The sequence below is a fragment of the Gordonia caeni genome (assembly GCF_039537105.1).
Classification (GTDB): Bacteria; Actinomycetota; Actinomycetes; order Mycobacteriales; family Mycobacteriaceae; genus Gordonia; species Gordonia caeni.
This window is the reverse complement of the sequence record NZ_BAAAZW010000002.1, coordinates 441,250-465,140: the sequence shown is the minus strand read 5'-3', so window position 1 is coordinate 465,140 and position 23,891 is coordinate 441,250. Positions and strand designations below refer to the sequence as shown.

Below are 23,891 nucleotides of genomic sequence, written 5' to 3'. Positions count from 1 at the left end.
GTCCTCGCCGGTGCGGAGGCTAACCTCGGGGCATGGCCCACAAGATCGTCGCGACGCAGTACGGAGAGCCCACCGCATCGGTGGAGCTGATCGAGGTCCCCGAACCCGAGCCGGGTCCGGGCGACGTGGTGGTGCGGGTGACCGCGGCCGGGGTGAATCCGTTCGACGCCAAGCAGGTCACCGGCCGGATGGGAGCCGACCCGGACAAGCTCCCGCTGTCGCTCGGCGGAGAGGCGGCGGGCGTGGTCCACGCCGCGGGCGCCGAGTCCGGATTCGCCGTCGGTGAGGACGTGGTGGTCTATCCGGCCGCCGGCGCCTACGCCGAGTACGTGCTCGCCCCGGCGGCGAACGTGCACCGTCGCCCCGAGGGGCTGGGCGAGGACCAGGCCGCGGCGCTTCTGCTGGCCGGGGTCACCGCGGCGGACATACTGGCGACGCTGGAAGTGACCGGCGACGACGTGCTGCTGGTGCACGGCGGCGCGGGCTCGGTCGGATCGATCGTCACCGCCCGCGCGCTGGCGGGCGGTGCGACGGTGATCGCGACCGCCTCGCCGGCCAACCACGACTATCTGCGCTCACTCGGCGCGATCCCCGTCTCCTACGACGGCGATCTGGCGGCCGCGGTGCGCGCGGCGGCCCCGGCCCCGGTGACGGCGGTGTCCGACACCGCCGGCACCGATCAGGCGATCGACGTGTCGCTGGCTCTGGTTCGTCCCGACCGGATCGTCAGCATCGCCGCGTGGGGGCGGACCGGCGACGGGATCACCGTGATCGGCGGCGGCACCGAACGGTCCCGGCGCCAGCGCCGCGAGGCGATCCCCGGCCTGCTGGACGACGCGGCCGCCGGACGGATCGTCGTGGAGATCGCCGGGACGTTCCCGCTCGCCGAGGCCGGGGCCGCGCTCGCGGCCGTCGCCGGCCCGCATCCGCGCGGCAAGTACGTCCTGCACCCGTAGGGCACGGGCCGCATCAGCGGCGTAGCAGGCGTCGACTCTCGACGCGCGTCAACTCTTGGTGAAGGCCTTGAGGACAGTGAACGCGCCGACCACCACCAGGGCCACCACCAGCAGCCACAAGGCCGCCTTGAACAGTGACCAGCCGATGGAGACCAGGATCAGGACGCCGATGACGATCGCGAGGATCTTCCAGAACGAAGTGCCGGTGGAGTTGGGAGTCGAAGTAGTCATGACTCCACCGTGCCCTGCATCGGTGCCGGTGTCACCAGCACGGGCCCGATCTCGGTGAAAGATCGGGGTCCTCCCCCACCCCGACGCGGGCCGGCCCCGGATGATCGAACGGAGCCGGGTGGGTCACCGGCGGAAACCTCGCCGCGGGGAATAGTCCCGCCCGGCGCGGGACTTGAACCGGATATGACTACGGTTCCAGACATCACCCTGAACGACGGCGCCACCATCCCCCAGCTCGGTTTCGGCGTCTTCCAGATCAAGCCCGAAGACACCGCCCGCGCGGTGCTCGAGGCCTTCGAGGTCGGCTACCGCCACATCGACACGGCGCAGATGTACGGCAACGAGCGTGAAGTGGGGCAGGCGATCGCCGAATCCGGCCTGCCGCGCGAGGAACTCTTCATCACCAGCAAGCTCAACAACGACAGCCACGATCCCGCCGCGGCCCGCGAGGCCACCGCCCGCTCGGTGGACGCCCTCGGCGGCCCGATGGACCTGTATCTGGTGCATTGGCCGATGCCCGCGGTCGGCGACTACGTCCAGACCTGGCATGCGATGGAGGCGGCCCGCGACGCTGGGCAGACCCGCAGCATCGGTGTCTCCAACTTTCAGATCCCGCACCTGGAGCGGCTGCTGGCCGAGTCGGAGACGGTGCCGGCGGTCAACCAGATCGAGGTGCACCCGTATCTGCGGCAGGACGCGGTGCGCGCCTTCAACCGCGAGCACGGCATCGCCACGCAGGCCTGGTCGCCGATCTCCCAGGGCGACGTTCTCGACGATCCGGAGTTGCTCGCGCTGGCCGGCGAGACCGGGCGCACCGTGGCCCAGGTGGTTCTGCGCTGGCACATCCAGCGCGGCGACATCGTCTTCCCCAAGTCGACCTCTCCCGCCCGCATGGCCGAGAACTTCGACATCTTCGACTTCGCCCTGACCGATGCGCAGGTGGCGCGGGTCGACGCCTGCAACATCGACCGCCGCCGCGGGCCGGACCCCGACGAGATGAACTGGATTCCCGGCTGATCGCGGGCCGCCGCGCGCCTCCCGGCGCGTCGGCGCGGGACAATAGACTCGCTGCCATGGAGTTCTCCCGGCGTGCGGACGCCGTCACCCCGTTCTATGCGATGGAGTACGGCCGGCGGGCCGCCGAGCTCGAGGCCCGCGGCGTCCACGTGGTGAAGTTCAACATCGGCGAACCCGACTTCGGTGCGCCGCCGGCCTTCCTCGAGGAGATCCGGCGGGTCAGCGACGGGCGCCCGCTGCCCTACACCGGTGCGATGGGCACCCCGGAACTGCGCGCCGCGATCGCGGAGTTCAGTCGCGACCGGCTGAGCGCGCCGATCGCCCCCGAACGGGTGGTGGTGACCACCGGCGCGTCGGCGGCGCTGCTTCTGGCGTGCGCGGCCCTGATCGATCCCGGCGACGAGGTGCTCGTCGCCGACCCGTCGTATCCGTGCAACCGGCGCTTCGCCGAGAGCTTCGGGGCGCGGGTGCGGCTGCTGCCCACCGGCCCGCAGACCCGATTCCAGATCGACGCCGACGCCGTCGCCGCCGCCTGGTCGCCGCGCACCCGCGGCGTCATGACCGCCACTCCGGCCAATCCGACCGGGACGTCGATCCCCTACGACGACCTGCTGGCGCTGACCGGGACGGTCGCCGATCGCGGGGGCTGGCGCATCGTGGACGAGATCTACCTCGGCCTGGCCGACGATGCCCCGGACGGCACCGCGCCCCGCAGCATCGCCGCGGCCGATCCGGGGGCGATCGTGGTCAACAGCTTCTCCAAGTACTTCGGCATGACCGGCTGGCGGCTCGGCTGGATGGTGGTGCCCGAAGAGATGATCCCCGTCGCCGAGAAGCTCGCTCAGAACTTCTACATCTGCCCACCGACGGCCGCCCAGGTGGCCGCGCTCGCCTGTTTCACCCCGGAGACCATCGCCGTCGCCGAGCAGCGCCGCGCGATCCTGCAGCGGCGCCGCGCGCTCGTTCTCGACGGTCTGGCCGCGATCGGGCTGACCGTCCCGGTGGCGCCGGACGGGGCGTTCTACGTGTACGTCGACGTCTCGGGCACTTCTCTGACGGCCTCGCAGTTCTGCGACCGGGCGCTGGAGGAGGCGCACGTCGCGCTGACCCCGGGCAAGGACTTCGGCGAGATCGGCGCCGAGACCTATGTGCGGTTGTCGTATGCGACGGGTGAGGACGACCTGCGCGAAGGCCTGTCCCGCCTCGGCGGGTTCCTCGCCGCCCTGTGACGGTCAGCCGGTGGCCGGCGGCGTCGTCGGCGGGGTGGTCGGCGGCGGCGAGGCGGCGACCGCGGGCTGCTTCGGCGCCGTCGTCGACTGCCCCTGAGCCACCGTGGCCTCGGCGGCGAGCGACTCCGAACTGATCCGCAGCTTCCGGCCGGTGATCCGTCGGTAGACGTATTCGAAGACGAAGCTCAGGACCAGCACCGCGAGCAACGTGATCCAGGTGCTCGCCTCCCCGGAGGTGATCGAGTAGTAGAGCAGCAGCCCGAACAACGCGGCGTTGAGCACCACCGAGGCGATCAGCAGGTAGGCCTTGGCGCCGGTCTGCCTGCGCACCTTGATGTGGCCCAGGCTGACCGAGCCGTAGACGATCAGGAACGCCAAGCTGGCCATCTGACCCACCGCCGAGAGCGGAAAGAAGACGACGAACAGGCAGGTCAGAACACCCGCGGCCACCAGGCCCCAGGTGCCCGAACGCCACACTCCGCGCGCGAAGTCGGCCGGCATCTCCCCGGATTTGGCGACGGTGAAAGCCAGGTTCGCGTTGCCGTACAGGGTCGCGTTGACGCCCGAGGCCGTCGCGAGGAGCGCCGCGGCACTGATGATGATGAACCCGGTCTGGCCCAGGACCGCGCGGCCCGCATCGGAGAGCACGTGCCCGGCGTCGGCGTCGATCTGCTTCAGACTCATCACCATCACCAGCACCACCGCCACCGCCACGTACACCGCGATCACGATCGCCAGCGACGAGTACATCGCCCGCGGCAGTTGCTTCTTCGGATCGGCCATGTTGCCCGCCGAGTTGGTCACCACGCCGAATCCCTCGTAGGTGACGTACAGCATGCCGGCGGCGATCAGGATGCCCAGCACGCCGTCCCCGCCGACCTGATCGGTGAAGTTCGACGGCTGCGCCTTCATCGACGCGAAGACCACGAAGCCGACGATGATGATCAGCTCGACGCCGATCACCAGCATCTCGGTGCGGCCGACGGTCTTGGCGCCGATGAAGTTGACGCCCATCAGGAACAGGACCAGGCCGACGCCGATGGCCTTGCCGGCCAACTCGTTGTCGTCGAGTCCGGTCAGGTGCTGCATGTAACCGGCGAAACCACTCGCGTACAGCGCCATCGCGATGATCCAGCCGAGGAACTGGAAGACGTTCAGGCCGCCGGCCACGATGCCGTCGCCGAAGCAGCGGATCAGGAACTCGGCGGCGCCGCCGCGGCTGGGGAAGCGCGCACCCAGCTTGGCGTAGGAGTAGACGCTGAACAGTGAGACCAGACCGCCCACCAAGAACGACACCCAGATCCACACACCGGCGGTGCCGGCCGCCAGACCGACCAGGGTGTACAGCCCGGCACCCATCATGCCGCCGACACCGATCGCGGTCGCCGCCGGAACTCCGATCTGTCCACTCCGGGCCATGTGTGATCCTCCCCTGACCCGCTGCCGGATCCCCCGACCGTTCGCGGCTCGATATTACCGAGCGGCGTCGACGATGCTGAGCAAAGCCTCGATCAACTCCACCTGCGCCGGATTGACCTTCCGGACCGCGGCCTCGACGTCGAACCACTCGGCCCGATCGATTTCCGGGAACGTTGCGACGGTGCCCGAGCGGGGCGGCCAGATCATGCTGAAGGTGTTGCTGCGCAAGGCCGCCGGGTCCAGGTCACCCTCCAACGCGAAGCCGGTCACGTACTTGCCGCTGCGCAGCCGCACCCGTCCGAGGTCGATAGCCTTCCCGACGGGCGCCGCCTGTCCGGTCTCCTCGGCGAACTCCCGCCGCGCCGCGGTCAGCGGATCCTCACCGGGCTCGACGATCCCCTTCGGAATCGACCACGCCCCTTCGTCCTTGCGCGCCCAGAACGGGCCGCCCGGGTGCACCAGCAGCAGACGCAGTCCGTCGCCGCTGCCGCGGTACAGCAGGATTCCCGCACTGTGCTCGGCCATGCGATCCACCGTAGTCCGGCGCCGGTCTCGCCTACGGTGGCACACATGGAGATCGTGACCAGCCGGGTCCTGCTGCGCTCGGCCGACCCCGAGGCCCTCACCGACTTCTACCGCGACGTTCTCTGCCTGCCCGTGGCCCGCGAGTACCCGGGTGGAATCGTCTTCTACGCCGGTGCCGGCTTGATCGAGATCCCCGCACACCTGGCCGCCGACACCCCGGCCGCCGGCGACATGCTGTGGCTGCAGGTGCGCGACGTCGCCGCCGCCCGGGCCGAACTGGCCGCGGCCGGTGTGCCGATCGCCGCCGAGCCGGAGACCAAACCGTGGGGCCTGATCGAGATGACCGTGCACGACCCCGACGGACGGAGCCTGATCGTGGTGCAGATCCCCGACGACCATCCGCTCCGCCGCGACCTGCGTTGACCGTCAGTCCTGAACTGATCGTCGGGGCAATGACGCGAGCAGGATCTCCGCCACCGGCCCGGGCTGTTCCAGGGCCACCGAGTGCCCTGCCCCCGGTACCGCATGGTGCTCGCCGCCGGTGGCGGCCGCGATGTTGCGGTCGGAGATCGGGGGCGGGTAGGCATGGTCTTCGGCGCCGGCGATCGCGATCACTGGAACCGGGCAGTCGGCGAGTTCTTCGACGATGCGTTCGCGATAGATCACATTGTGGGCCGAGTCGCCGATCGCACCGGTGAGCGCCGACATCTTGCCGCTCCAGTGCTCGATCAGGCTGCCGCCGGCGGCCAGGCTCGAGTCCCCGAACATGATGTGCAGCAGGCTGTCGATGAGGGGGGCACCCCCGCGGAGACCCAACTGCTCCACCAGCGGCGCGAACGCCTCCAGCTGATACTCCTCCTCGGCCGAGGACCCGAGCGCAGCGACGCTCTTGAGGAGGTCGGGGCGCCGCGCCGCCAGCCGAAGGGCCACGAATCCGCCCATCGAATTGCCCACGAAATGCACGCGCGGCAGATCGAGCGCCTCGATGAGCCCGGCAGCATCCGCGGTGAGCTCGTCCATCGTCTGTTCGGCTCGCGTCGCGGTGCTGCTCGCCCCTTGCCCACGATGGTCGTAGGCGACCACCCGGTGTCCGGCGGCCACCAGGAGCTCGGTGAGCGGATCGAACATCGTGTGGTCGAAGAACAGCGAGTGACTGAGCACGAATGTGTCGCCGGCGGCCGGTCCGGAATCGACATGGGCGAGCTGCGCGTCACGCACGGAAACGGTCTGGACGGGGAGCATGGCAGATCCTTCCTCACGACCGGTGACGGTCGTCACAGGTACTATCCGAACCGTATGCGCCGTCGGCGGAGCACACCTCCACGCACGCGCACGGTCCCTGCGTCATCGCGCACGATGCGCCGAGAGGAGTCGAGGATGCTGTCGTCGAGGAGTCCCGCGTACGAAGTCGCGGACTACTCGACGGTCCGCGATTCTCCGGAGGTCCGGTTCGAGGCGTGGACCGATCATGTCCGCGAGAACCACGGCGGATTGACGCTCACCGCAGACGCACGCCCCGGGTTCACCGGCCGCACCAGGGTGCAACGGGCCGCGGACTGCCAGATCGTCGCGTTCGAGTCCGACGCGATCACGTACCGCCGGGAGGCTGCGGCCGCGCGCCGCGACGGCGACGACACGATCCGGGTACTCCTGCCGAATCGCGGCGTCCTCGCAGTCGAGTCGGGAGACGCGCAAGCGATCATCCGCCCGGGGCAGGCGATCGCAGTCTCCATGGCTGCGAGTTTCGCGGTGGCACACCGGGCCGGCACGCAGGCGCGGGTCCTGAGCTTCCCCATCGCGCAGTGGCCGCGACTCCCGGATCCGCGCGCGCCGCACATGATCGACCTGACCGGCGGGCCCGGAGCAGTGGTCGTCGGCCTCGTCGACGATCTGCTCGTCCATCGTCGAAAGCTGGACGCACCGCCTTTCTTAGACTCGTTCGAGCTCGCCGTCAGGCTGCTGGCGCGACTGGCTACTGGTGGCTCCAGGCCCGGGCTCTTCGACCTCGCGACCGAGCTCATCGGTGAGTACTCCGACGATCCGGACCTCACCCCGGCCGATCTGGCCGGCCGTCTCGGGTGGTCGCTGCGCGCGCTGCAGTCGGCCGCACGTGCACACGGTACGACGCCCACCGCGATGATCCGATCCGCACGGATCGGCGCGGCCAGAACCCGTCTGCGGGATGCGCGCTGGGCGGACCGGGGCGTCGCCGATATCGCCCATGCCAGCGGATTCGGCAGCCTCGGCGCCTTCTATGGGGCATTCGCGACCACGGGCGAGCGGCCCGGCGACCTCCGCTGAGGGCAGGCGTCACGGGCCGGGCCGCCCGCGAGACCGGACATGACAGACTGAGACGCATGAGTGATTGGGCAGCGCCGACCGTTGATGGACCCGTGGACGGGGTCGTCGAGTTGCCCGGCTCCAAGTCCATCACCAACCGCGCACTGATCCTCGCGGCCCTGGCCGACGCCCCCTCCCGGGTGCGCGGCACCCTGCGCAGCCGGGACACCGACCTGATGCTCGACGGCCTGGCCGCCCTCGGCGCCGGAATCACCGTGGCGCCCGGCGATCCCACCGACGTCACCGTCACCCCCATGCCGGTGCACCCGGACCGCTCCGGCGAACGCACCGTCGACTGCGGCCTGGCCGGGACGGTGATGCGCTTCCTGCCTGCGGTGGCCGCACTGGTCGACGGCGACGTCGCCTTCGACGGTGACGAACAGGCGCGCAGCCGCCCGCTCGGCACGGTGCTCGACGCCCTGCGCACGCTCGGCGTGGCCATCGACGGCGACGGGCTCCCGTTCACCGTCCACGGCACCGGAACGGTGACCGGAGGTCCGGTCACCGTCGACGCCTCGGCGTCCTCGCAGTTCGTCTCCGGACTGCTGCTGTCGGCCGCTCGGTTCGGCGACGGCGCCCAGATCACCCACGACGGCGACCCGGTCCCGTCCATGCCGCACGTGGAGATGACCGTCGAGATGCTGGCCGCCGCCGGCGTCGACGTGACCACCGCGGCCGGCCCCGACGGCGCGGTCACGTGCTGGTCGGTGGCGCCCGGCCCCATCCGCGCCGTCGACTGGGAGATCGAACCGGACCTGTCGAACGCCGCCGCCTTCCTCGCCGCCGCGGCCGTCACCGGCGGCCGGGTGGCCGTGCCGCGCTGGCCGGAGCAGACCACGCAACCGGGAGCCGCTATCGTCGGGATCCTCCGCGACATGGGTTGCACCGCAACGCGATCCGACGACGGCCTGCTGACCGTGACCGGGCCGGCGGTGCTGGCGCCCCTGGACATCGATCTGCACGAGGTCGGCGAACTCACCCCCACGGTCGCGGCCCTGGCCGCGCTGGCCGACGGCACCTCCACCCTGCGCGGCATCGCCCACCTGCGCGGTCACGAGACCGATCGGCTGGCCGCGCTGTCCACGGAGATCAACCGTCTCGGCGGCGACTGCACGCAGACCCCGGACGGCCTGGTGATCACCGGGCGCCGCGACCGGCTGCACGCCGGGCGCTGGCTGTCGTACGCCGACCACCGGATGGCCACCGCCGGGTGCGCGATCGCGCTGGCCGTCCCCGGCGTGACGGTGGAGAACGTGGAGACCACCGCCAAGACCATGCCCGACTTCCCCCGGCAGTGGGCGCAGCTCGCGGCGACCGGGGACGCCGCCCGGTGAGCCGGTCCGCCCGCTCCTACGACGAATCCGACGTGCGGATCCGTCCCGGGAAGGGCACGCGGCCGCGCACCAAGACGCGGCCGGCGCACACCGATGCGCAGACCGCGATGGTGGTCTCGGTGGACCGGGGCCGCTGGGGCTGCGTGATCGACGGCGATCCCGGACGCCACGTGGTCGCCATGCGCGCCCGCGAACTCGGCCGCACCCCCGTGGTCGTCGGCGACCGGGTGGCGGTGGTGGGCGACCTGTCCGGCAAGCCCGACACCCTCGCGCGGATCGTGCGCGTCGACGACCGCTCCACCGTGCTGCGACGCACCGCCGACGACACCGACCCGTACGAGCGGATCGTGGTCGCCAACGCCGACCGGCTGATGATCGTGACGGCCCTGGCCGATCCGCCGCCGCGCACCGGCTTCGTCGAACGCGCCCTGGCCGCCGCCTACGCCGGCGGACTGAGCCCCATGCTGTGCCTGACCAAATCCGACCTGGCCGATCCGGCCGAGTTCACCGCGCACTTCGCCGATCTCGAACTGCCGGTGCTGGTGGCCGGTCGCGACGACCCGATCGACGAGGTCGCCGCCGCCCTGGACGGCCATCTCACCGCCCTGATCGGCCATTCCGGCGTGGGCAAATCCACCCTGGTCAACAGGCTGGTGCCGGATGCCGAGCGCGCCGTGGGCCGCGTCTCCGGGGTCGGCAAGGGGCGGCACACCTCCACTCAGTCGGTCGCCCTGCCGCTGCCCGCGCGCGACGGCGGGGCCGACGGGTGGAGCTGGGTGGTCGACACCCCCGGCATCCGGTCGTTCGGTCTGGCCCACGTGACGCCCGACGAGATCATCGACGCCTTCGCCGACCTGCGGGAGGCGATCGCCGACTGTCCGCGCGGCTGCACCCACCTGGGGCCGCCCGCCGATCCCGAGTGCGCGCTCGATCTGCTGACCGGCAGTTCGCACCGCCGCGCGATGGCGGTCCGCGCCCTACTCGTCGCCGTCCGCGATCCCGGGCCGGCCGAACCGGTACCGGAGAGCCCGCCGCCGGGCGGCGGTCTGCGCTGAGACGCCCGGCGGACTAGAGCCGACGGTTGCGGAGGGCGCGCGAAGCGCGGCTCTCCTTGAGCCGGGTCAGCGCGGTGCGCAGCCCCGGCGAGCGCGTGGCCAGCCCGTCGAAGCGCCGCTCCGAGGTGGTCTCGGGCGCATCGTCGACGGTGTCGGAAAGGAACCGGTCGGGCAGAGCCAGCTTGTTGATGGTCCGCAGCGTCCGCAGGTACTGCATGGTGAAGCTGTCGGTGTTGTACGGCAGATCGTACTTCTGGCACAGCTCGCGGACCGTCACCGAGACCTCGGCCAGCCGGTTGCTCGGCAGGTCCGGGTACAGGTGGTGCTCGATCTGGTAGCAGAGGTTGCCGCTCATGAAGGCCAGCCCCGGACCGGCCTCGAAGTTCGCTGTTCCGAGCATCTGACGCAGATACCACTGGCCCGGCGTCTCGTCCTCGAGGGTCTCGACGGTGAACTTCTCCGCCCCGTCCGGGAAGTGCCCGCAGAAGATCACCACGTAGGCCCACAGGTTGCGGATCAGGTTCGCCGTCAGATTCGCGGTGAGGGTGTGCTTGAAGTTCCGGCCCGACAGCGCCGGGAACAGCACGTAGTCCTTGCCCATCTGGCGGGCCGCCTTACCGAGGAAACGCTTGACCTCGGGGATCCCCTCTTCCTTCGACCGGCGACCGGCGATGATCCCGCCGATGTCGAGGTCGTGCAGGGCGATGCCCCACTCGAAGGTGGCGGCCAGGAACAGGTTGGACACCGGCTGGAACAGCCGGCGCGGCTCCCACGGCTGATCGCGCGTGACGCGGAGCATCTTGTAACCGACGTCGTGGTCCATGTCGAGGACGTTGGTGTACTTGTGGTGGATGTAGTTGTGCGAGTGCTTCCAGTGGGGCGCCGCGCACACCATGTCCCACTCCCAGGTGGTGGAGTGGATCTCGGGGTCGTTCATCCAGTCCCACTGCCCGTGCATCACGTTGTGCCCGAGCTCCATGTTCTCGATGATCTTGGCCAGGGCGAGTGAGGCGGTACCGGCCAGCCACAGCGACCTGCGCCCGCTGCCCAACAGCGCCAGCCGCCCGGCCACCTCCAGACCGCGCTGGGCGGCGATGGTGCGGCGCAGGTACCGCACGTCGCTCTCGCCGAGCTCGGATTCCACACGGCGACGCAACGCATCGAGTTCGATGCCGAGTGCTTCGACGTCCGCATCGCTCAGGTGCGCATACTCGTTGATGTCTGAGATCGCCATTACTGTCCAGTATGCCCCGCCCGAGACGGAAATGCAGTACCCGTCTCAGGCCGCCGGTCGATCATCACTGCGCACCGGCAACTGCGCCACGCCGCGGCGGCGGTCCCGCCGGCGCACCAGCGCCGACTTCAGGCCGCGTCGACGGCCGGTGCGCGGATCCACCGAGGCCGTCAGGCGCTGCTCGGGCGACTCCTTGAACCGCAGTTCCGAGGCCGTCTCGGGGGCGTCGTCGCTGGTGGCCTTGAGGTACTTGTTCGGCAGCGACAGCTTGGCGATGGTGCGCCAGGACTTCGCGTACTGCAGCGGGAACGAGCCGGTGGTGTACGGCAGGTCGTACTCGGCGCAGATGGCCTGCACGCGCACCGAGATCTCCGGCAGCCGGTTGCTCGGCAGGTCCGGGAAGATGTGGTGCTCGATCTGGTACGACAGGTTGCCGCTCATGAAGCCCAGCACCGGACCGGACCGGAAATTGGCGCTGCCGAGCATCTGCCGCAGATACCACTGACCCTTGTTCTCCACGGCCATGTCGCGTCTGGTGAACTTCTCGGCGCCGTCGGGGAAGTGCCCGCAGAAGATCACCGCGTTGGTCCACACGTTGCGGATCACATTGGCCATCACGTTGGCGGTGAGCGCCTTGCGCCAGCCGCGCCGCGAGCGGGTGGCCCCACCCACGAGCGCCGGGTAGACCACGTAGTCCTTGGCCGCCTGCTTGCCGATCTTTCGGCCGGCGTCGCGCAGGTCCTGCCGGAACTGGGCGCGTTCCTCGTCGGTCTTGCGCTTCTTACCCAGCTCCAGGTGCTGCGCGGCGACACCGTATTCGAAGGCCACACACAAGACGGTGTTCCACAGGATGTTGCCCAGGTAGAACGGGCGCCAGCGCTGGTCGCGGGTGACGCGCAGCAGGCCGTAGCCCACGTCGTCGTCCATGCCCAGGACGTTGGTGTACTTGTGGTGGACGAAGTTGTGCTGGTGCTTCCAGTGCGCGCTGGGGCCGGCGTTGTCCCACTCCCACGACGTCGAGTGGATCTCCGGATCGTTCATCCAGTCCCACTGCCCGTGCATCACGTTGTGCCCGAGCTCCATGTTCTCGATGATCTTGGCGACGCCGAGCGCGCCGGCTCCGGCCCACCACAGCGAACGCTTGCGCGAGCCGAAGATCAAGGCGCGCCCGGAGAGCTCCAGACCGCGCTGGAAGGCGATCGTGTTCCGGATGTAGCGCGCATCGCGCTCGCCCCGATCGGCTTCGATGTCGGTCCGGATCTGCTCGAGTTCGACGGCGATGGCCGCCACATCGGAATCGGTCAGGTGCGCGTACTCGGGGATGTCCTTGATCGCCATTGGCTCTCCTCACGTCGAGTCTCTACAACTTACGCAAGCGTAGGTTACGGCACCGTAGGTTGTCTACCCTCGACCAGACGTGAACCGGATCACCCGGTCACGTCAGCAGCGTCCCGGGCTCGGGGACGAACGGGGTGAAGAACTGATTCGCCGGTGCACCGGCCATCGACATCTCGAGCCCCGGCACCGACTGTCCGTCGATCTGTTCGCGGATGATGTCGGCGTGCCCGGCGTGACGCGCGAACTCCTCGATCTGATGCACCAGGTAGTAGCGGTTCTTGATGGGCGTGGACTCGTAGATCCCCGACCACGGCGCGGGCGGCGCTTCCGCTTCGCTGTCCGGATCCGTCTGCGCCAGCGCCTCGAGGAACTCCACCCGGGTGCGGTCGAAGCGCTCGACGAGCTCGGCCGCCGATTCGTCGGCACCGAGGACCAGGCCGTCCAGGTACGCGGCGACTCCGGCCTCGTCCAGCTCCGGCGACTGCGCACCGTTGCGCAGCCGGTCGATCGCGCCGGCCATTCCCTGCTCGACGTGCTTGACGATCCCGCCGACCGAGAGGCTGCTGCGGCAGGGCGTCGACCGCGCCTGCTCCTCGGTGAGTCCGTACAGCGCGGCGCGCAGAGCGCCCAGCTGCTGATCGGCGTAGTTCGTGAGACCGGTCAGTTCGTCGTCGCGGGCTGGTGTGTACATGGTGTCCTCCGGATTGTCGGCGCCTTCTCGGGCAACTCCTACGTTCCCAGGCATTGCGGACAGATTCTGTCCGCTTCCGTCGGCTATTTCCGGACACGATTCCGCGCAGGCACGGCCCGGGACGTCAGACGTCGAGTGTGCAGTCGCCCGCGGCAGCGCTCACGCACGTCTGGATACGCTCGCCCTCCACGTGCTCGACGCCGGTCCGCAGATCGCGCACACAACCCTTGTCGAGCATGATGACGCAGGTCTGGCAGATTCCCATGCGGCAGCCGTAGGGCATCTGCACCCCGGCCTGCTCCCCCGCTTCGAGGAGCGTGGTGGCGCCGTCGACGTCGATCGTCTTGTCGCGAGTGCCGAACGTGACGGTGCCCCCCTGCGCGCCGTGGGCGCCGCGTTCGAGGGCGAAGCGCTCGATATGCAGGGAATCGCCCACTCCGGCGCCCTCGTAGGCTCCGGTGAGCATGTCCAGAAAGCCCCCGGGACCGCACGCCCAGGTCTCCCTCTGCGCCCAGTCCCCGCACAGCCTGGTCAGCGCCTCCGGCGTCAGCCGCCCGCTGTCGCGGGTGAGCCACAACCGCAGCGTCAGCATCCCGTCGTCGGCGAGCGCCTGGAGTTCGTCGCGGAACAGCACGGCATCCTCGGCGGGCGCGGAATGGATCAGCACCACGTCGCTGCGCCGGCCGCGGCGGCGCATGGTGCGCAGCATCGACATGATGGGGGTGATCCCACTGCCGGCCGTGGCCAGCAGCAGCTTCTCGGGCAGCGGCTCGGGCAGGACGAATTCGCCCGCCGGTGCGGCCAGCCGGACCACCGTGCCCGGCGCCAGCCCGCTCACCAGATGCGAGGACAGGAAGCCCTCGGGCAGCGCCTTGACGGTGATCGCCACGGTCTTGTCTCCGCGCGAGGTGTCCGGGTCGCTGGTCAGCGAGTACGACCGCCAGGTCCAGCGCCCCTCCACCGGAATGCCGATCCCGATGTACTGCCCGGCGCGGTAGTCGAAGGAGAAGCCCCAGCCCGGCCGGATGACGATGGTCGCCGAGTCCTCGGTCTCCGCGGTCACCGCGACGACCTTGCCGCGCAGTTCACGCGCCGACCACAGCGGATTGGCCAGGTGCAGATAGTCGTCGGGCAACAGCGGTGTGGTCACGCGCGCCGCGGCGGCGCGCAACCAGTGCGCCCCCTTGCTGGACGACGCTGCGGCACGTGCCGGAGCCTCGAATCGTTCCCGCCACGCACTCATCGTGACCTCCCTCTCGAACCCGCTCGGCCGGAGTTCCCGCCAGGCTACCTACGGTACCGTAACTTACGGACCCGTAGCCGTGCGGCGCAAGTCGACCGGAGGCACCGCTCGGCTACAGCAGGTCCAGGAGGAACGGCAGTTCTTGCGTCGCGTACCAGGCCAGGTCGTGGTCCTCGGCATCGCCGAGCGCCAATTCGGCATCTTCGTCACCGAGGTCGGCCTCGTCGATACAGTCCACCGCCGCGCGCACCGCCGTCTCGGCGTCGGCGCCGTCCACATGCACCGCGACCACCTGATCTTCGGTCACCGGACCGGAGATCCGCACCACGGCCACGTCCAGGTCCGGGCGTGCCGCCGCATCGTCGCGCTCGGCGACCACCACCACCCGCCGCACCGGCAGGTCGCCGTCCCGCGCCGCGAGCAACCGCAGGCTGGCCCGGGCGGCTTCGCGCAGGGCCACCTCGGACAATTCCTCGTCGTCGCCGGCCACGTACGCCTCGCGCAGCGCAGGCGTGAGGGCGAAGCCGGTACCGCCCAGCGGCATCCAGGCGCCGTCGGCCAGCAACTGCTGCACGTCGGACAGGGTCGCGGGCAGGTACACCCTCATTCGTCCACCTCGTTCCGGGAGTCGTCGCCGGTCACCGCACGGCGGTCGAAGGGCCGGTCCGGAAACCCGCCCGTGGCCAGTTCTTCCATCGACTCGGCGACGTAGCCGGCCATCGCCGGCAGGTCGCCCACCACGTTCCGGTCGGCCATGAAGCCGAACTCCACGCTCTCGCCGTACTCGCTGACGCTGATCGCCAGCGCACGCTGGGTGATCAGCGTCGGGATCGTGTAAAGCGAGACCACCGGCACCCCGGCCACGTAGCGGGGAGCGATCCGGTGGTCGCCCATGCTGATCGGCACGTTGAACGACCGCTGGAAGATGCTGTTGAACACCCGGGTGGACACGTCGGCGAAGGGCACCACGCCGAGCTCCGGCAGGAGTGGACGCATCCCCGGGGTCATGCGGCGCTGCGACTGCGAGTAGCGGTCGGCCAAGCCCGCCACCTGCATCAGGCGCACCGCGGGCGCGTCCTCCCCGACCGGCAGGTCGGTGACGAACTCGGCGCGCCCCTCACTGATCCAGCCGCCGCCCCGCCGACCGTCGGCCACCGGCTCGCGCGCCCCCAGCGGCAGCACCGCGCGCACGGTCTCGCCGTGCGCCACCGAGTCCTTCACCGACAGCGTCCACCGGCGCATCACACCCGTGATGACGCCGAGGACCACGTCGTTGAAGCTGCACTCGAAACGTTCGGCGACACGCAGGCACTCCGCGCGCGACAGCGAGGCGAAGGTGTACAGCCGTGCCGAACTGGAGACCGTGTTGAGGGGGCTGTCGGGGGCGGTGTTCACCAGTTGCTGCACCGAGTTGCCGATGAAGCGCGCCGAACGATCGGCCAGCGTGAGCAGGTCCGCGATCGGGCCGCTGCCGTTGAACAGCGATTCCACCAGTTCCCCCGGCCGCGCCATCGCCTCGGCCAGCGCCCCCATCGTGACGCTCCGCGGTCCCGGCGGGTGTCCCGGCATCCACAGATCGGTGGGCAGCAGCTCCGGCTCCGCGGTGTCGTCGGTGATCACCTCGCTGATCTCCAGGCCCTCCCCCGAACCGAGCAGGCAGCGGTGGGTCTTGCTCAGGATCGCCAGGCGGCCGTCGGCCAGGCCCTCGATCAGATACAGCTCCCACAGCGGCCGGTCGCGGTCGAGCGGCCGCGACATGACGCGGGCGATCAGTTCCTGCAGCTGCTCGTCGCTGCCGGGCTGCGGCAACGCCGACATCCGGACGTGGAAGGCGATGTCGAAATCGGGGTCGTCCACCCAGAGCGGCCGCGCCAGCCCGAGCGTCACCTCGGTGACCACCTGCCGGTAGCGGGGCACCAACTGCAGCCGGTTCTCCACCAGGGAGACCAGGGACGAGTAGTCCAGTTTCGCCGCGCCGGGCCCGGCCTGCGCCGGATCGAGGATCAACAGCGCGCCCAGATGGGTCGTCGTACCCGCCCCGCCCAGGAAATAGAACATCGCGTCGTCCGGCGACAGTCGATTCACCATGATCACTCGATGATAGTTCCCCGCCGCGGCATCCGCGCCGCCGGTCACGGGCCCGCCGATGCGCCCCGTCTGCGTGCTCACGAGCCCACGATCACAGGATCGTGAACTCGGCGACCACCCAGCGTTCGCGGGTCCTGCGCGGGAGCACACCGGGAGGCGAGACCCGCACCTCGCGGCGCTCCAGACTCCCGGCCAGGGCCCGCGCCCTGGCGCCCCGGACGAAGGTGCCGAAGAACTCGGCCGCCGCCGGAGAACGCAGCTGCACGTGCACCCGATGCAGGCGGGCGCAGTCGGCGTTGCCCCCGACGATCCCGTGCTGCAGCAGCGCCGTGATCTGCGCCAGCACCGGATCGGCCACCGCCCCGGCCAGTTGCGTCCGCGGCCGGCGGCCGTCGAGCACCTCCAGGGTCCGGGCCAGGACGGCCACCGCGAACGACCGGACCGTCGTGGCGAGATCCAGGTCGGGCGGCGGCAGCTCCGGTTCCGGTGGTGCCTCCCGTTGCGCGTCGAGCAGTATCCCCGTCATACAGATCCGACGCGCCGGGGACCGTTTCGGTTCCACGACGCGCCGGATCGGCGCAGGATTCTCGCTCCGCGCAGGGGCACCACTCCCCGCACGGGCATCGCCGGCGGGGGCCGGGCGCTACTTGCGGCGGCGGTTGCGCCGTTCGGCGGCGCGGCGCTCCTTGCGGGTGCCGGTGACCGGCTCGTGCGCGTCGTCGCCCAGCACCTCGGCCGGGGTACCCGAGAAGAGTTCCTCGACCGCCGAGCGCACCTCGGGCGTGCCGTCCTCGGACGGTCCGCTGTAGGTGATCTGCGATTCGCTCTCGTCCTCGGCGGCCAGGCCACCGCCCAGACCTCCGCCGGCCAGCATGTCCGAGACCGAACTGCCCAGGGCGGGTTCGGGAGCCTGCGCCTGCACCTGCGCGTTGAACAGCAGGGTGACGGTCTCCTCCTTCATGCCCTCGAGCATGCCCATGAACATGTCGTAGCCCTCGCGCTGGTACTCGACCACCGGATCGCGCTGCGCCATCGACCGCAGGTGGATGCCTTCGCGCAGGTAGTCCATCTCGTAGAGGTGATCGCGCCACTTGCGGTCGAGCACCATCAGCAGCACCGACCGCTCCAGCTGGCGCATGGCGTCGTCGCCGCCGATCGCGGCCAGCTCGGCCTCGCGGCGGTCGTAGGCGGCCAGCGCGTCGTCGACGACGATCGAGCGCAGCTCATCGCGGTCCAGGTCGTCGCGCTCCCCGAACTCGTTCTCGCTGAAGACGGTCGCCTTGTCCAGGGAGATCGGATACAGGTTGCCCAGCGCGGTCCACAGCTCGTCGATGTCCCAGTCCTCGGCATACCCCTCGACGGTGGCGCCGTCGACGTACGCGCCGACCACGTCGGCCACCATCTGGCGGATCTGCTCGCGGTGGTTCTCGCCCTCGAGGACCTCGCGGCGTTCGCCGTAGATGACCTTGCGCTGCTCGTTCATCACCTCGTCGTACTTGAGGACGTTCTTGCGGATCTCGAAGTTCTGCTCCTCGACCTGCGTCTGTGCGCTGCGGATGGCCCGGGTGACCATCTTCGCCTCGATCGGCACGTCCTCGGGCAGGTTGAACCGCGTCATGATGGTGTCGAGCGCGGCGGCGTTGAACCGCCGCATCAGCTCGTCGCCCAGCGACAGGTAGAAGCGGGACTCGCCCGGGTCTCCCTGACGGCCGGAGCGGCCGCGGAGCTGGTTGTCGATACGGCGCGACTCGTGCCGCTCGGTGCCCAGCACGTAGAGGCCGCCGGCCGCACAGACGTCCTCGGCCTCCTTCGCGGCGTTGCTCCGGGCCACCTCGATGGCCTCGTCCCAGGCCGCCTCGTACTCGTCCGGGGTGTTCACCGGATCCAGACCCGCCTTGCGCAGCCGGGTGTCAGCGATGATGTCCGGGTTGCCGCCGAGCACCACGTCGGTACCGCGGCCGGCCATGTTGGTGGCCACCGTGACCGCCGACAGCCGGCCGGCCTCGGCCACGATCTGCGCCTCCTGCTCGTGGAACTTGGCGTTCAGCACCGTGTGCTTGACCCCGCGTTCGGTCAGCAGCCGGGACAGGTACTCCGAACGCTCGACGCTGGTGGTACCGATCAGGACCGGCTGACCGTTCTCGTGGCGCTCGGTGACATCGTCGACCACGGCCGCGAACTTGGCCTCTTCGGTCTTGTAGATCAGGTCGGACTTGTCCATGCGGATCATCGGCATGTTGGTCGGGATGGGGACCACGCCGAGCTTGTAGATCTGCTGGAACTCGGCGGCCTCGGTCTCGGCCGTACCGGTCATGCCCGCGAGCTTGTCGTACAGGCGGAAGTAGTTCTGCAGCGTGATCTGGGCGAGGGTCTGGTTCTCCGCCTTGATCTCGACGCCCTCTTTGGCCTCGATCGCCTGGTGCAGGCCCTCGTTGAACCGGCGGCCGTCGAGGACGCGGCCGGTGAACTCGTCGACGATCAGGACCTCGCCGTTGCGGACGATGTAGTCCTTGTCCTTGTGGAAGAGTTCCTTGACCTTGATCGCGTTGTTCAGGTAGCTGACCAGCTGCGAGTTGGCGGGCTCGTACAGGTTGTCGATGCCCAGGCGGTCCTCGACCAGCGTCACGCCGGCCTCGTGCACGCCGATCGTCTTCTTCTTGATGTCCACCTCGTAGTGGACGTCCTTCTCCAGCAGCGGTGAGATCCGCGCGAACTCGGTGTACCACTTGCTCGACGAGTCCGCGGGGCCGGAGATGATCAGCGGGGTCCGCGCCTCGTCCACCAGAATCGAGTCGACCTCGTCGACCACGGCGTAGTTGTGGCCGCGCTGCACCAGTTCTTCCAGGCTGTGGGCCATGTTGTCGCGCAGGTAGTCGAACCCGAACTCGTTGTTGGTGCCGTAGGTGATGTCGGCGTGATAGGCGACGCGGCGCTGGTCCGGAGTCATACCGGTGAGGATCACGGCGGTCTGCAGACCCAGGAAGCGGTGAACACGGCCCATCTGCTCGGCGTCACGCTTGGCCAGGTAGTCGTTCACGGTGACCACGTGCACGCCGTCGCCGCTGAGCGCGTTGAGGTAGGCCGGGAGCACACAGGTCAGGGTCTTGCCCTCACCGGTCTTCATCTCGGCGATGTTCCCGAAGTGCATGGCGGCGCCGCCCATGATCTGCACGTGGAAGTGCTTCTGAGCCAGCACGCGCACCGCCGCCTCGCGGGCCACGGCGAACGCGTCCACCAGCAGGTGGTCGAGCGTCTCCCCGTCCTTCAGCCGCTCGCGGAACTCCTCGGTCTTGGCGCGCAGCTCGTTGTCAGACAGCGCTTCCATCTCGTCGGAAAGGGCGTCGACCTGGTCGGCGATGGCGTCGAGCCTCTTGACCATCCGGCCTTCACCCAGGCGCAGCAGCTTGTTCAGCACGGTCTCACAGTCCCCATCGGTCGTGATCGTCAAAGAATCCGGTCTGCACGTCAAGTGCAGACCGGATTCCATCGTACCGTTCATTCGTTTGTCACCGATCAGGACGACGCCCCGATCTGCGTTCGGCTCCGCTCAGGCGAGGCCCTTCGACTCCGCTTCGCTTCGCTCAGGACAGGCGGATGAGCCCGTAGTCGAAGGCGTGGCGCCGGTAGACCACGGACGGCCGGTCGCTCTCCTTGTCGTGGAACAGGAAGAAGTCGTGTCCGACCAGTTCCATCTCGTAGAGGGCGTCGTCGACGGTCATCGGGATGGCGTCGTGCTCCTTGAAGCGGACCACCCGACCGGGTTCGTACGGTTCGACGCCGTCGTCCCACCGGTCCTCGGCCTCGGCGAGGGTCTCCGGGTCCGGATCGTCGACGAGAGCGCCGGGCGCGGTCGCCTCGGCCAGCGACATCGCACGGCCTGGACCGTTCTTGCGAATGCGCTTGCGGTTGTTGGCACGGCGCAGCCGCTTCTGCAGCTTGTCCATCACTTGCTCGGTGGCGGCGTAGAAGTTCTCACCGCTGGCCTGCGCGCGGACGACGGGGCCGTCGCAGCGCGCGGTCACCTCCACCACCTCTGCCTGCTTCTGCTGGCGTCGGTTGGGCTCGTGGTAGAGCACCACCTCGAAGCGCGTCAGCGAGGTGTCGAACCGTTCGAGGCGGGCGAGCTTGTCGCCCACGTACACGCGGAAGTGATCCGGGATCACCACGTTGCGTCCGCTCATCACCACTTCGGCATCCGGCTGGGCCGGTTCGGAGACGGCCCGCAGCGACGCGGGACGCTCGAAGGCCGAAGAATCACGCACCTCGGCCTCGGTGGGGGCTGGGCCCTTCGGTTCCCGCTGTCCTTTGCGATGAACAACCGACATCGACATCCTCCTCCGATCGCGCCGCCCCGGAGGTTGAAATCCAGGACGGTTGCAATTCGTTTGCCGCACAAGGGATTTGCACGACTACTTCGCAGTGACTCACCGCAGATTGCCGATCAGTCGAGTCCCGATTCCGACGAACTTCGGCGCCGGGCGAAGGACATCCACCTCCTGCAGCTGAAGTTCATCACTGTCACCGTCGACGTTATCTGCTCCGGCACTTCTTCTCTACATTTCCACGCGACAGACAGGGCTTGGTGTCAGCCTTCACAGCCGTCACTCAGGCACCGGCAAGCACCACCACACCGGAGACGGCGACCCCGGAGGCCTCCAGGGCGGTCACGGCCGAGGCCGCCGTCGCCCCGGTGGTCAGGACGTCGTCCACCAGCAGCACGACGGTGCCGGGGTGCGGCGCCTTCAGCGCGGGCGGCGGGCGGCGGACCAGGCGCACCGCCCCGTGCAGGTTCGCCAGGCGCCCGCCGGCGGAGAGCCCGGCCGAGTCGCGCGTCCACGGCGCGATGGTCAGCAGCGGCACCGCGGCCACGCGCGGTCCGAGCCGTGCGGCGGCGTCGCGCGCCAGTGCGGTGACCGGATCGCCGCCGCGCCGCCGCGCCGACAGCACCCGCGTGGGCGCGGGGACCAGTGCCAGCCGTGCGGCGGGGACGATCGCCTCCCATTCGGCCAACCGCAGCAGGCTGCGGGCGAGCACCGCGCCGAGCACCGGCACCAGATCGGCCCGCCGATGCTCCTTCAGATCGACCACCGCGGTTCTCAGCGGCCCCCGGTAGCGGCCCGTCGCCCACGCCGGCACACCGATCTCGACGCGGGGCCGCAGCACGACCGGATCGTCGCGCACCGCGGCGGCGCACCGCGGGCACCACGGCGTGCCCGGGCGCCGGCAGCCGCCGCACTCGACCGGCACGGCCAGTTCCAGCGCGGCCCCGAGCACCCCGCGCATCCCAGCGGCCATGTGGGCATCGTCGGCGGCGGCGGCCGCGCTGTCGAGGGCGGTATCCCCAGCCCTGAGCGCGCGACGTGCCGGCAGTCACGACTCCCCTCGATCGCCGGCCGACCTTCCGCGGTCTCGGACCACAGGTCGGTCACGTTCCGCGGAGGGTCGGCGCCGCGTCGCCGGGGCTATCCGGCCTGGGTCACCGGGACGGCGCCGTCGGGGACGTCGCCGACCGAGGTCCAGTACTGGTCGGCCGAGCCCGGGGCGGTTCCCAGTTCCAGGACCGCCCGCACGTCACCCGCGTACACGGTGGTGCGGGTGGCGGCCACCGCGCGCACCGGGGGCTTCAGGTTGCCCGAGACCAGTCCGGTCGGGGGCAGCCCGGAGATCGGGACCCGCATGATCGGGGTGTCGTCGCCTTCCCGCGCCAGATACAGGTTGGTGACCCCGCCCCAGGCGATCGAGACCACCGGGGAGGTGACCCCGTAGGAGACCATGTCCACGCCGGTCAACGAGGGCGCGCCGCGGTCGCTGGTCGACAGAGCCGCCAGCAGCACGCGGCCGCCGACCACCAGGGCGACGCGGACGCCGTCGGGAGAGACCTTGAACGAGGTGATCGGGCCCGGGTCGACAGCCGTGACCTCGCTGATGTCCAGCGGCACCACCCGCGCGGTCGAGCCTGCGTCGTCCACCGTCCACAGCACGGGTTCGGAGTCGACCAGCGCGTAGCCGGTGTCGGTGGTGGCCCCGAAGCTGGGGCTGCTGATCTCGCCGGCGCTGGTCACCTCGGTCACGTCCCCGCCGTACGGCCCCTGCAGCAGCACGCGCTCATCGCCGCGGTCGGCGACCGCGGCCACCCGGGTCTGATTCACCGAGATCGCCGCGGACCGCAGATCGTCGGCGGTGCCGAGCGGGCCGGCGACCGGCGCCGTGCCGGTCGCGGTGACCCGATACAGACCGCCGCGCACCACGTGCAGCGGGATCGGGCCGGTGTCGGGTTCGGGGTCGAACGCCTTGACGTCGGCCGGCCGCCACCCGTCGGACCGCTCGGCGATCAGCGGACTGCCGTCGGCATTGATCAGATAGGTGCCCCGGATCCCGGCCTCGTCGAGCGTCCAGATCAGCTGGGCTGCGATCACCGTGCGGTTGCGCGTGTCGGCGTCGGTCAGACCGCCGAGGTTGATCGTCACCCGCTCCCCCTCCTGCACCACCGGGCCGCGCATGGTCACGTCCTTGCCGGCCGCGGTCTCCACCGCTCCGGTGAGGTCGGGTGCCGGTCCGGACACGAGACGGCTCACCAGTTCGGTGGGATCGACGGAGGCGCCGTACATCCAGCGCGGGTCGCCGGCCAGCCGGGTGGCCGTGCGATCGGGAAAGTACAGCTGGGCGAGGCGGTAGGTGGCGTCGAACTGGGTGCTGTCGGTGACGGTGCCGGCGAGCATGTCGCCTTCGATCCGCCAGGCGCCGTTGGGCCTGGTCAGGGTCAGCGGGATCACCTTCTCGCCGGCGCTCGGCGTCAGCTGGCCGATCGTGCTGAGGACACCGACCTGCTCGCCGATCACCCGCAACCGCACCGCGCTCTCACTGCGTTCGTCCACCACCACCCGCAGGTCGCTGAGAATCGTCATCGGCCCCTGGTCGTCCCAGCGTTCGGAGGCGCCCGGGGTCAGGAAGCGCCGCGCGGCACTGTGCCCGGACTCCGGATCGGCCATGGCCTTGACGAAGTTCCGGACCAGCGTCTCCGGGTCGTCGGAGCGTTTGGGGGTGGGCACCAGGTTGGTCGGCAGGGACCGGTTGAACTCCTGCACCGGCTGGGGCGACGACGAGTCCGGGATCGCCACGCAGCCGGTGGCCGCCATCAGTGCCACCAGCACCACGATCCAGGGGGCGAGCAGTGCGCGCCTCACGCGTGTC

22 protein-coding genes are annotated in these 23,891 nt (G+C 70.0%); 7 read left to right on the top strand and 15 right to left on the bottom strand.

The window, feature by feature from the left end; translation table 11 throughout:
- The first annotated feature begins 32 nt into the window (after nucleotides 1-32).
- Nucleotides 33-956: an alcohol dehydrogenase catalytic domain-containing protein gene (locus ABD732_RS04925; protein WP_344781167.1), complete on the top strand. Its 924-nt coding sequence runs from the start codon at nucleotides 33-35 to the stop codon at nucleotides 954-956.
- Between the two features lie 48 nt (nucleotides 957-1,004).
- Here the strand turns inward: ABD732_RS04925 and ABD732_RS04920 are convergent, their stop codons facing one another.
- Nucleotides 1,005-1,187: a hypothetical protein gene (locus tag ABD732_RS04920; RefSeq protein WP_344781165.1), complete on the bottom strand. Its 183-nt coding sequence runs from the start codon at nucleotides 1,185-1,187 to the stop codon at nucleotides 1,005-1,007.
- A gap of 183 nt (nucleotides 1,188-1,370) precedes the next feature.
- Here ABD732_RS04920 and ABD732_RS04915 point away from each other — a divergent pair, with 183 nt between their 5' ends.
- Together ABD732_RS04915 and ABD732_RS04910 are read left to right on the top strand one after the other, a co-directional pair.
- A complete protein-coding gene (locus ABD732_RS04915; RefSeq protein WP_344781163.1) occupies nucleotides 1,371-2,204 on the top strand; it encodes an aldo/keto reductase in 834 nt (277 codons plus the stop codon).
- 56 nt (nucleotides 2,205-2,260) lie between these two features.
- Nucleotides 2,261-3,433, top strand: a complete 1,173-nt coding sequence (locus tag ABD732_RS04910) for an aminotransferase class I/II-fold pyridoxal phosphate-dependent enzyme (RefSeq protein WP_344781161.1) — start codon at nucleotides 2,261-2,263, stop codon at nucleotides 3,431-3,433.
- 3 nt (nucleotides 3,434-3,436) lie between these two features.
- On the opposite strand, the gene ABD732_RS04905 is transcribed toward ABD732_RS04910, so the two are convergent.
- Together ABD732_RS04905 and ABD732_RS04900 are read right to left on the bottom strand one after the other, a co-directional pair.
- Complete coding sequence (locus ABD732_RS04905; protein WP_344781160.1) at nucleotides 3,437-4,852, bottom strand: APC family permease; 1,416 nt, start codon at nucleotides 4,850-4,852, stop codon at nucleotides 3,437-3,439.
- Between the two features lie 54 nt (nucleotides 4,853-4,906).
- Nucleotides 4,907-5,377 (bottom strand): NUDIX hydrolase, encoded by a 471-nt coding sequence (locus tag ABD732_RS04900; protein WP_344781158.1) that lies wholly within the window; start codon nucleotides 5,375-5,377, stop codon nucleotides 4,907-4,909.
- A gap of 45 nt (nucleotides 5,378-5,422) precedes the next feature.
- On the opposite strand from ABD732_RS04900, the gene ABD732_RS04895 reads away from it, so the two are divergent.
- The gene (locus ABD732_RS04895) at nucleotides 5,423-5,800 is read left to right on the top strand and encodes a VOC family protein (RefSeq protein ID WP_344781156.1); all 378 of its coding nucleotides are present in this window, start codon (nucleotides 5,423-5,425) and stop codon (nucleotides 5,798-5,800) included.
- A 3-nt stretch (nucleotides 5,801-5,803) separates the two neighbouring features.
- Here the strand turns inward: ABD732_RS04895 and ABD732_RS04890 are convergent, their stop codons facing one another.
- Nucleotides 5,804-6,619 carry an alpha/beta fold hydrolase gene (locus tag ABD732_RS04890; protein ID WP_344781154.1) on the bottom strand — a complete coding sequence of 272 codons (816 nt, stop codon included), beginning with the start codon at nucleotides 6,617-6,619 and terminating at the stop codon, nucleotides 5,804-5,806.
- Between the two features lie 135 nt (nucleotides 6,620-6,754).
- Here ABD732_RS04890 and ABD732_RS04885 point away from each other — a divergent pair, with 135 nt between their 5' ends.
- Genes ABD732_RS04885 through rsgA form a run of 3 tightly spaced genes read left to right on the top strand, consistent with a single transcriptional unit; the run spans nucleotide 6,755 to nucleotide 10,106 of the window.
- Complete coding sequence (locus ABD732_RS04885; RefSeq protein WP_344781153.1) at nucleotides 6,755-7,678, top strand: AraC family transcriptional regulator; 924 nt, start codon at nucleotides 6,755-6,757, stop codon at nucleotides 7,676-7,678.
- Nucleotides 7,679-7,734: 56 nt separating this feature from the next.
- Nucleotides 7,735-9,051, top strand: a complete 1,317-nt coding sequence (gene aroA / locus ABD732_RS04880) for a 3-phosphoshikimate 1-carboxyvinyltransferase (RefSeq protein ID WP_344781151.1) — start codon at nucleotides 7,735-7,737, stop codon at nucleotides 9,049-9,051.
- On the top strand, nucleotides 9,048-10,106 hold the full coding sequence (gene rsgA, locus ABD732_RS04875; protein WP_344781150.1) for a ribosome small subunit-dependent GTPase A: 1,059 nt from the start codon (nucleotides 9,048-9,050) through the stop codon (nucleotides 10,104-10,106). Before aroA ends, rsgA begins: the two co-directional genes overlap by 4 nt.
- Before the next feature lie 13 nt (nucleotides 10,107-10,119).
- Here the strand turns inward: rsgA and ABD732_RS04870 are convergent, their stop codons facing one another.
- The 11 genes from ABD732_RS04870 to ABD732_RS04820 form a co-directional block, all read right to left on the bottom strand.
- Nucleotides 10,120-11,340 carry a fatty acid desaturase family protein gene (locus ABD732_RS04870; RefSeq protein ID WP_344781148.1) on the bottom strand — a complete coding sequence of 407 codons (1,221 nt, stop codon included), beginning with the start codon at nucleotides 11,338-11,340 and terminating at the stop codon, nucleotides 10,120-10,122.
- A gap of 45 nt (nucleotides 11,341-11,385) precedes the next feature.
- Nucleotides 11,386-12,678 carry a fatty acid desaturase family protein gene (locus ABD732_RS04865; protein ID WP_344781146.1) on the bottom strand — a complete coding sequence of 431 codons (1,293 nt, stop codon included), beginning with the start codon at nucleotides 12,676-12,678 and terminating at the stop codon, nucleotides 11,386-11,388.
- Between the two features lie 97 nt (nucleotides 12,679-12,775).
- Nucleotides 12,776-13,369, bottom strand: coding sequence for a mycothiol transferase (locus ABD732_RS04860; protein WP_344781144.1), 594 nt, complete (start codon nucleotides 13,367-13,369; stop codon nucleotides 12,776-12,778).
- Nucleotides 13,370-13,493: 124 nt separating this feature from the next.
- Nucleotides 13,494-14,612 (bottom strand): ferredoxin reductase, encoded by a 1,119-nt coding sequence (locus ABD732_RS04855; protein ID WP_344781143.1) that lies wholly within the window; start codon nucleotides 14,610-14,612, stop codon nucleotides 13,494-13,496.
- A 112-nt stretch (nucleotides 14,613-14,724) separates the two neighbouring features.
- A complete protein-coding gene (locus ABD732_RS04850) occupies nucleotides 14,725-15,219 on the bottom strand; it encodes a DUF6912 family protein (protein WP_344781141.1) in 495 nt (164 codons plus the stop codon).
- Nucleotides 15,216-16,700, bottom strand: coding sequence for a wax ester/triacylglycerol synthase family O-acyltransferase (locus tag ABD732_RS04845; RefSeq protein WP_344781280.1), 1,485 nt, complete (start codon nucleotides 16,698-16,700; stop codon nucleotides 15,216-15,218). Before ABD732_RS04845 ends, ABD732_RS04850 begins: the two co-directional genes overlap by 4 nt.
- A gap of 91 nt (nucleotides 16,701-16,791) precedes the next feature.
- Nucleotides 16,792-17,226 (bottom strand): Rv3235 family protein, encoded by a 435-nt coding sequence (locus ABD732_RS04840; RefSeq protein ID WP_344781140.1) that lies wholly within the window; start codon nucleotides 17,224-17,226, stop codon nucleotides 16,792-16,794.
- A gap of 117 nt (nucleotides 17,227-17,343) precedes the next feature.
- On the bottom strand, nucleotides 17,344-20,115 hold the full coding sequence (secA, locus tag ABD732_RS04835; protein ID WP_344781138.1) for a preprotein translocase subunit SecA: 2,772 nt from the start codon (nucleotides 20,113-20,115) through the stop codon (nucleotides 17,344-17,346).
- Nucleotides 20,116-20,281: 166 nt separating this feature from the next.
- Nucleotides 20,282-21,025 carry a ribosome hibernation-promoting factor, HPF/YfiA family gene (gene hpf / locus ABD732_RS04830; protein WP_344781136.1) on the bottom strand — a complete coding sequence of 248 codons (744 nt, stop codon included), beginning with the start codon at nucleotides 21,023-21,025 and terminating at the stop codon, nucleotides 20,282-20,284.
- A 280-nt stretch (nucleotides 21,026-21,305) separates the two neighbouring features.
- On the bottom strand, nucleotides 21,306-21,995 hold the full coding sequence (locus tag ABD732_RS04825; RefSeq protein ID WP_344781134.1) for a ComF family protein: 690 nt from the start codon (nucleotides 21,993-21,995) through the stop codon (nucleotides 21,306-21,308).
- 167 nt (nucleotides 21,996-22,162) lie between these two features.
- Entirely contained in the window at nucleotides 22,163-23,884 is a 1,722-nt protein-coding gene (locus ABD732_RS04820; protein ID WP_344781132.1) for an LpqB family beta-propeller domain-containing protein, read from the bottom strand.
- Between the last annotated feature and the right edge of the window lie 7 nt (nucleotides 23,885-23,891).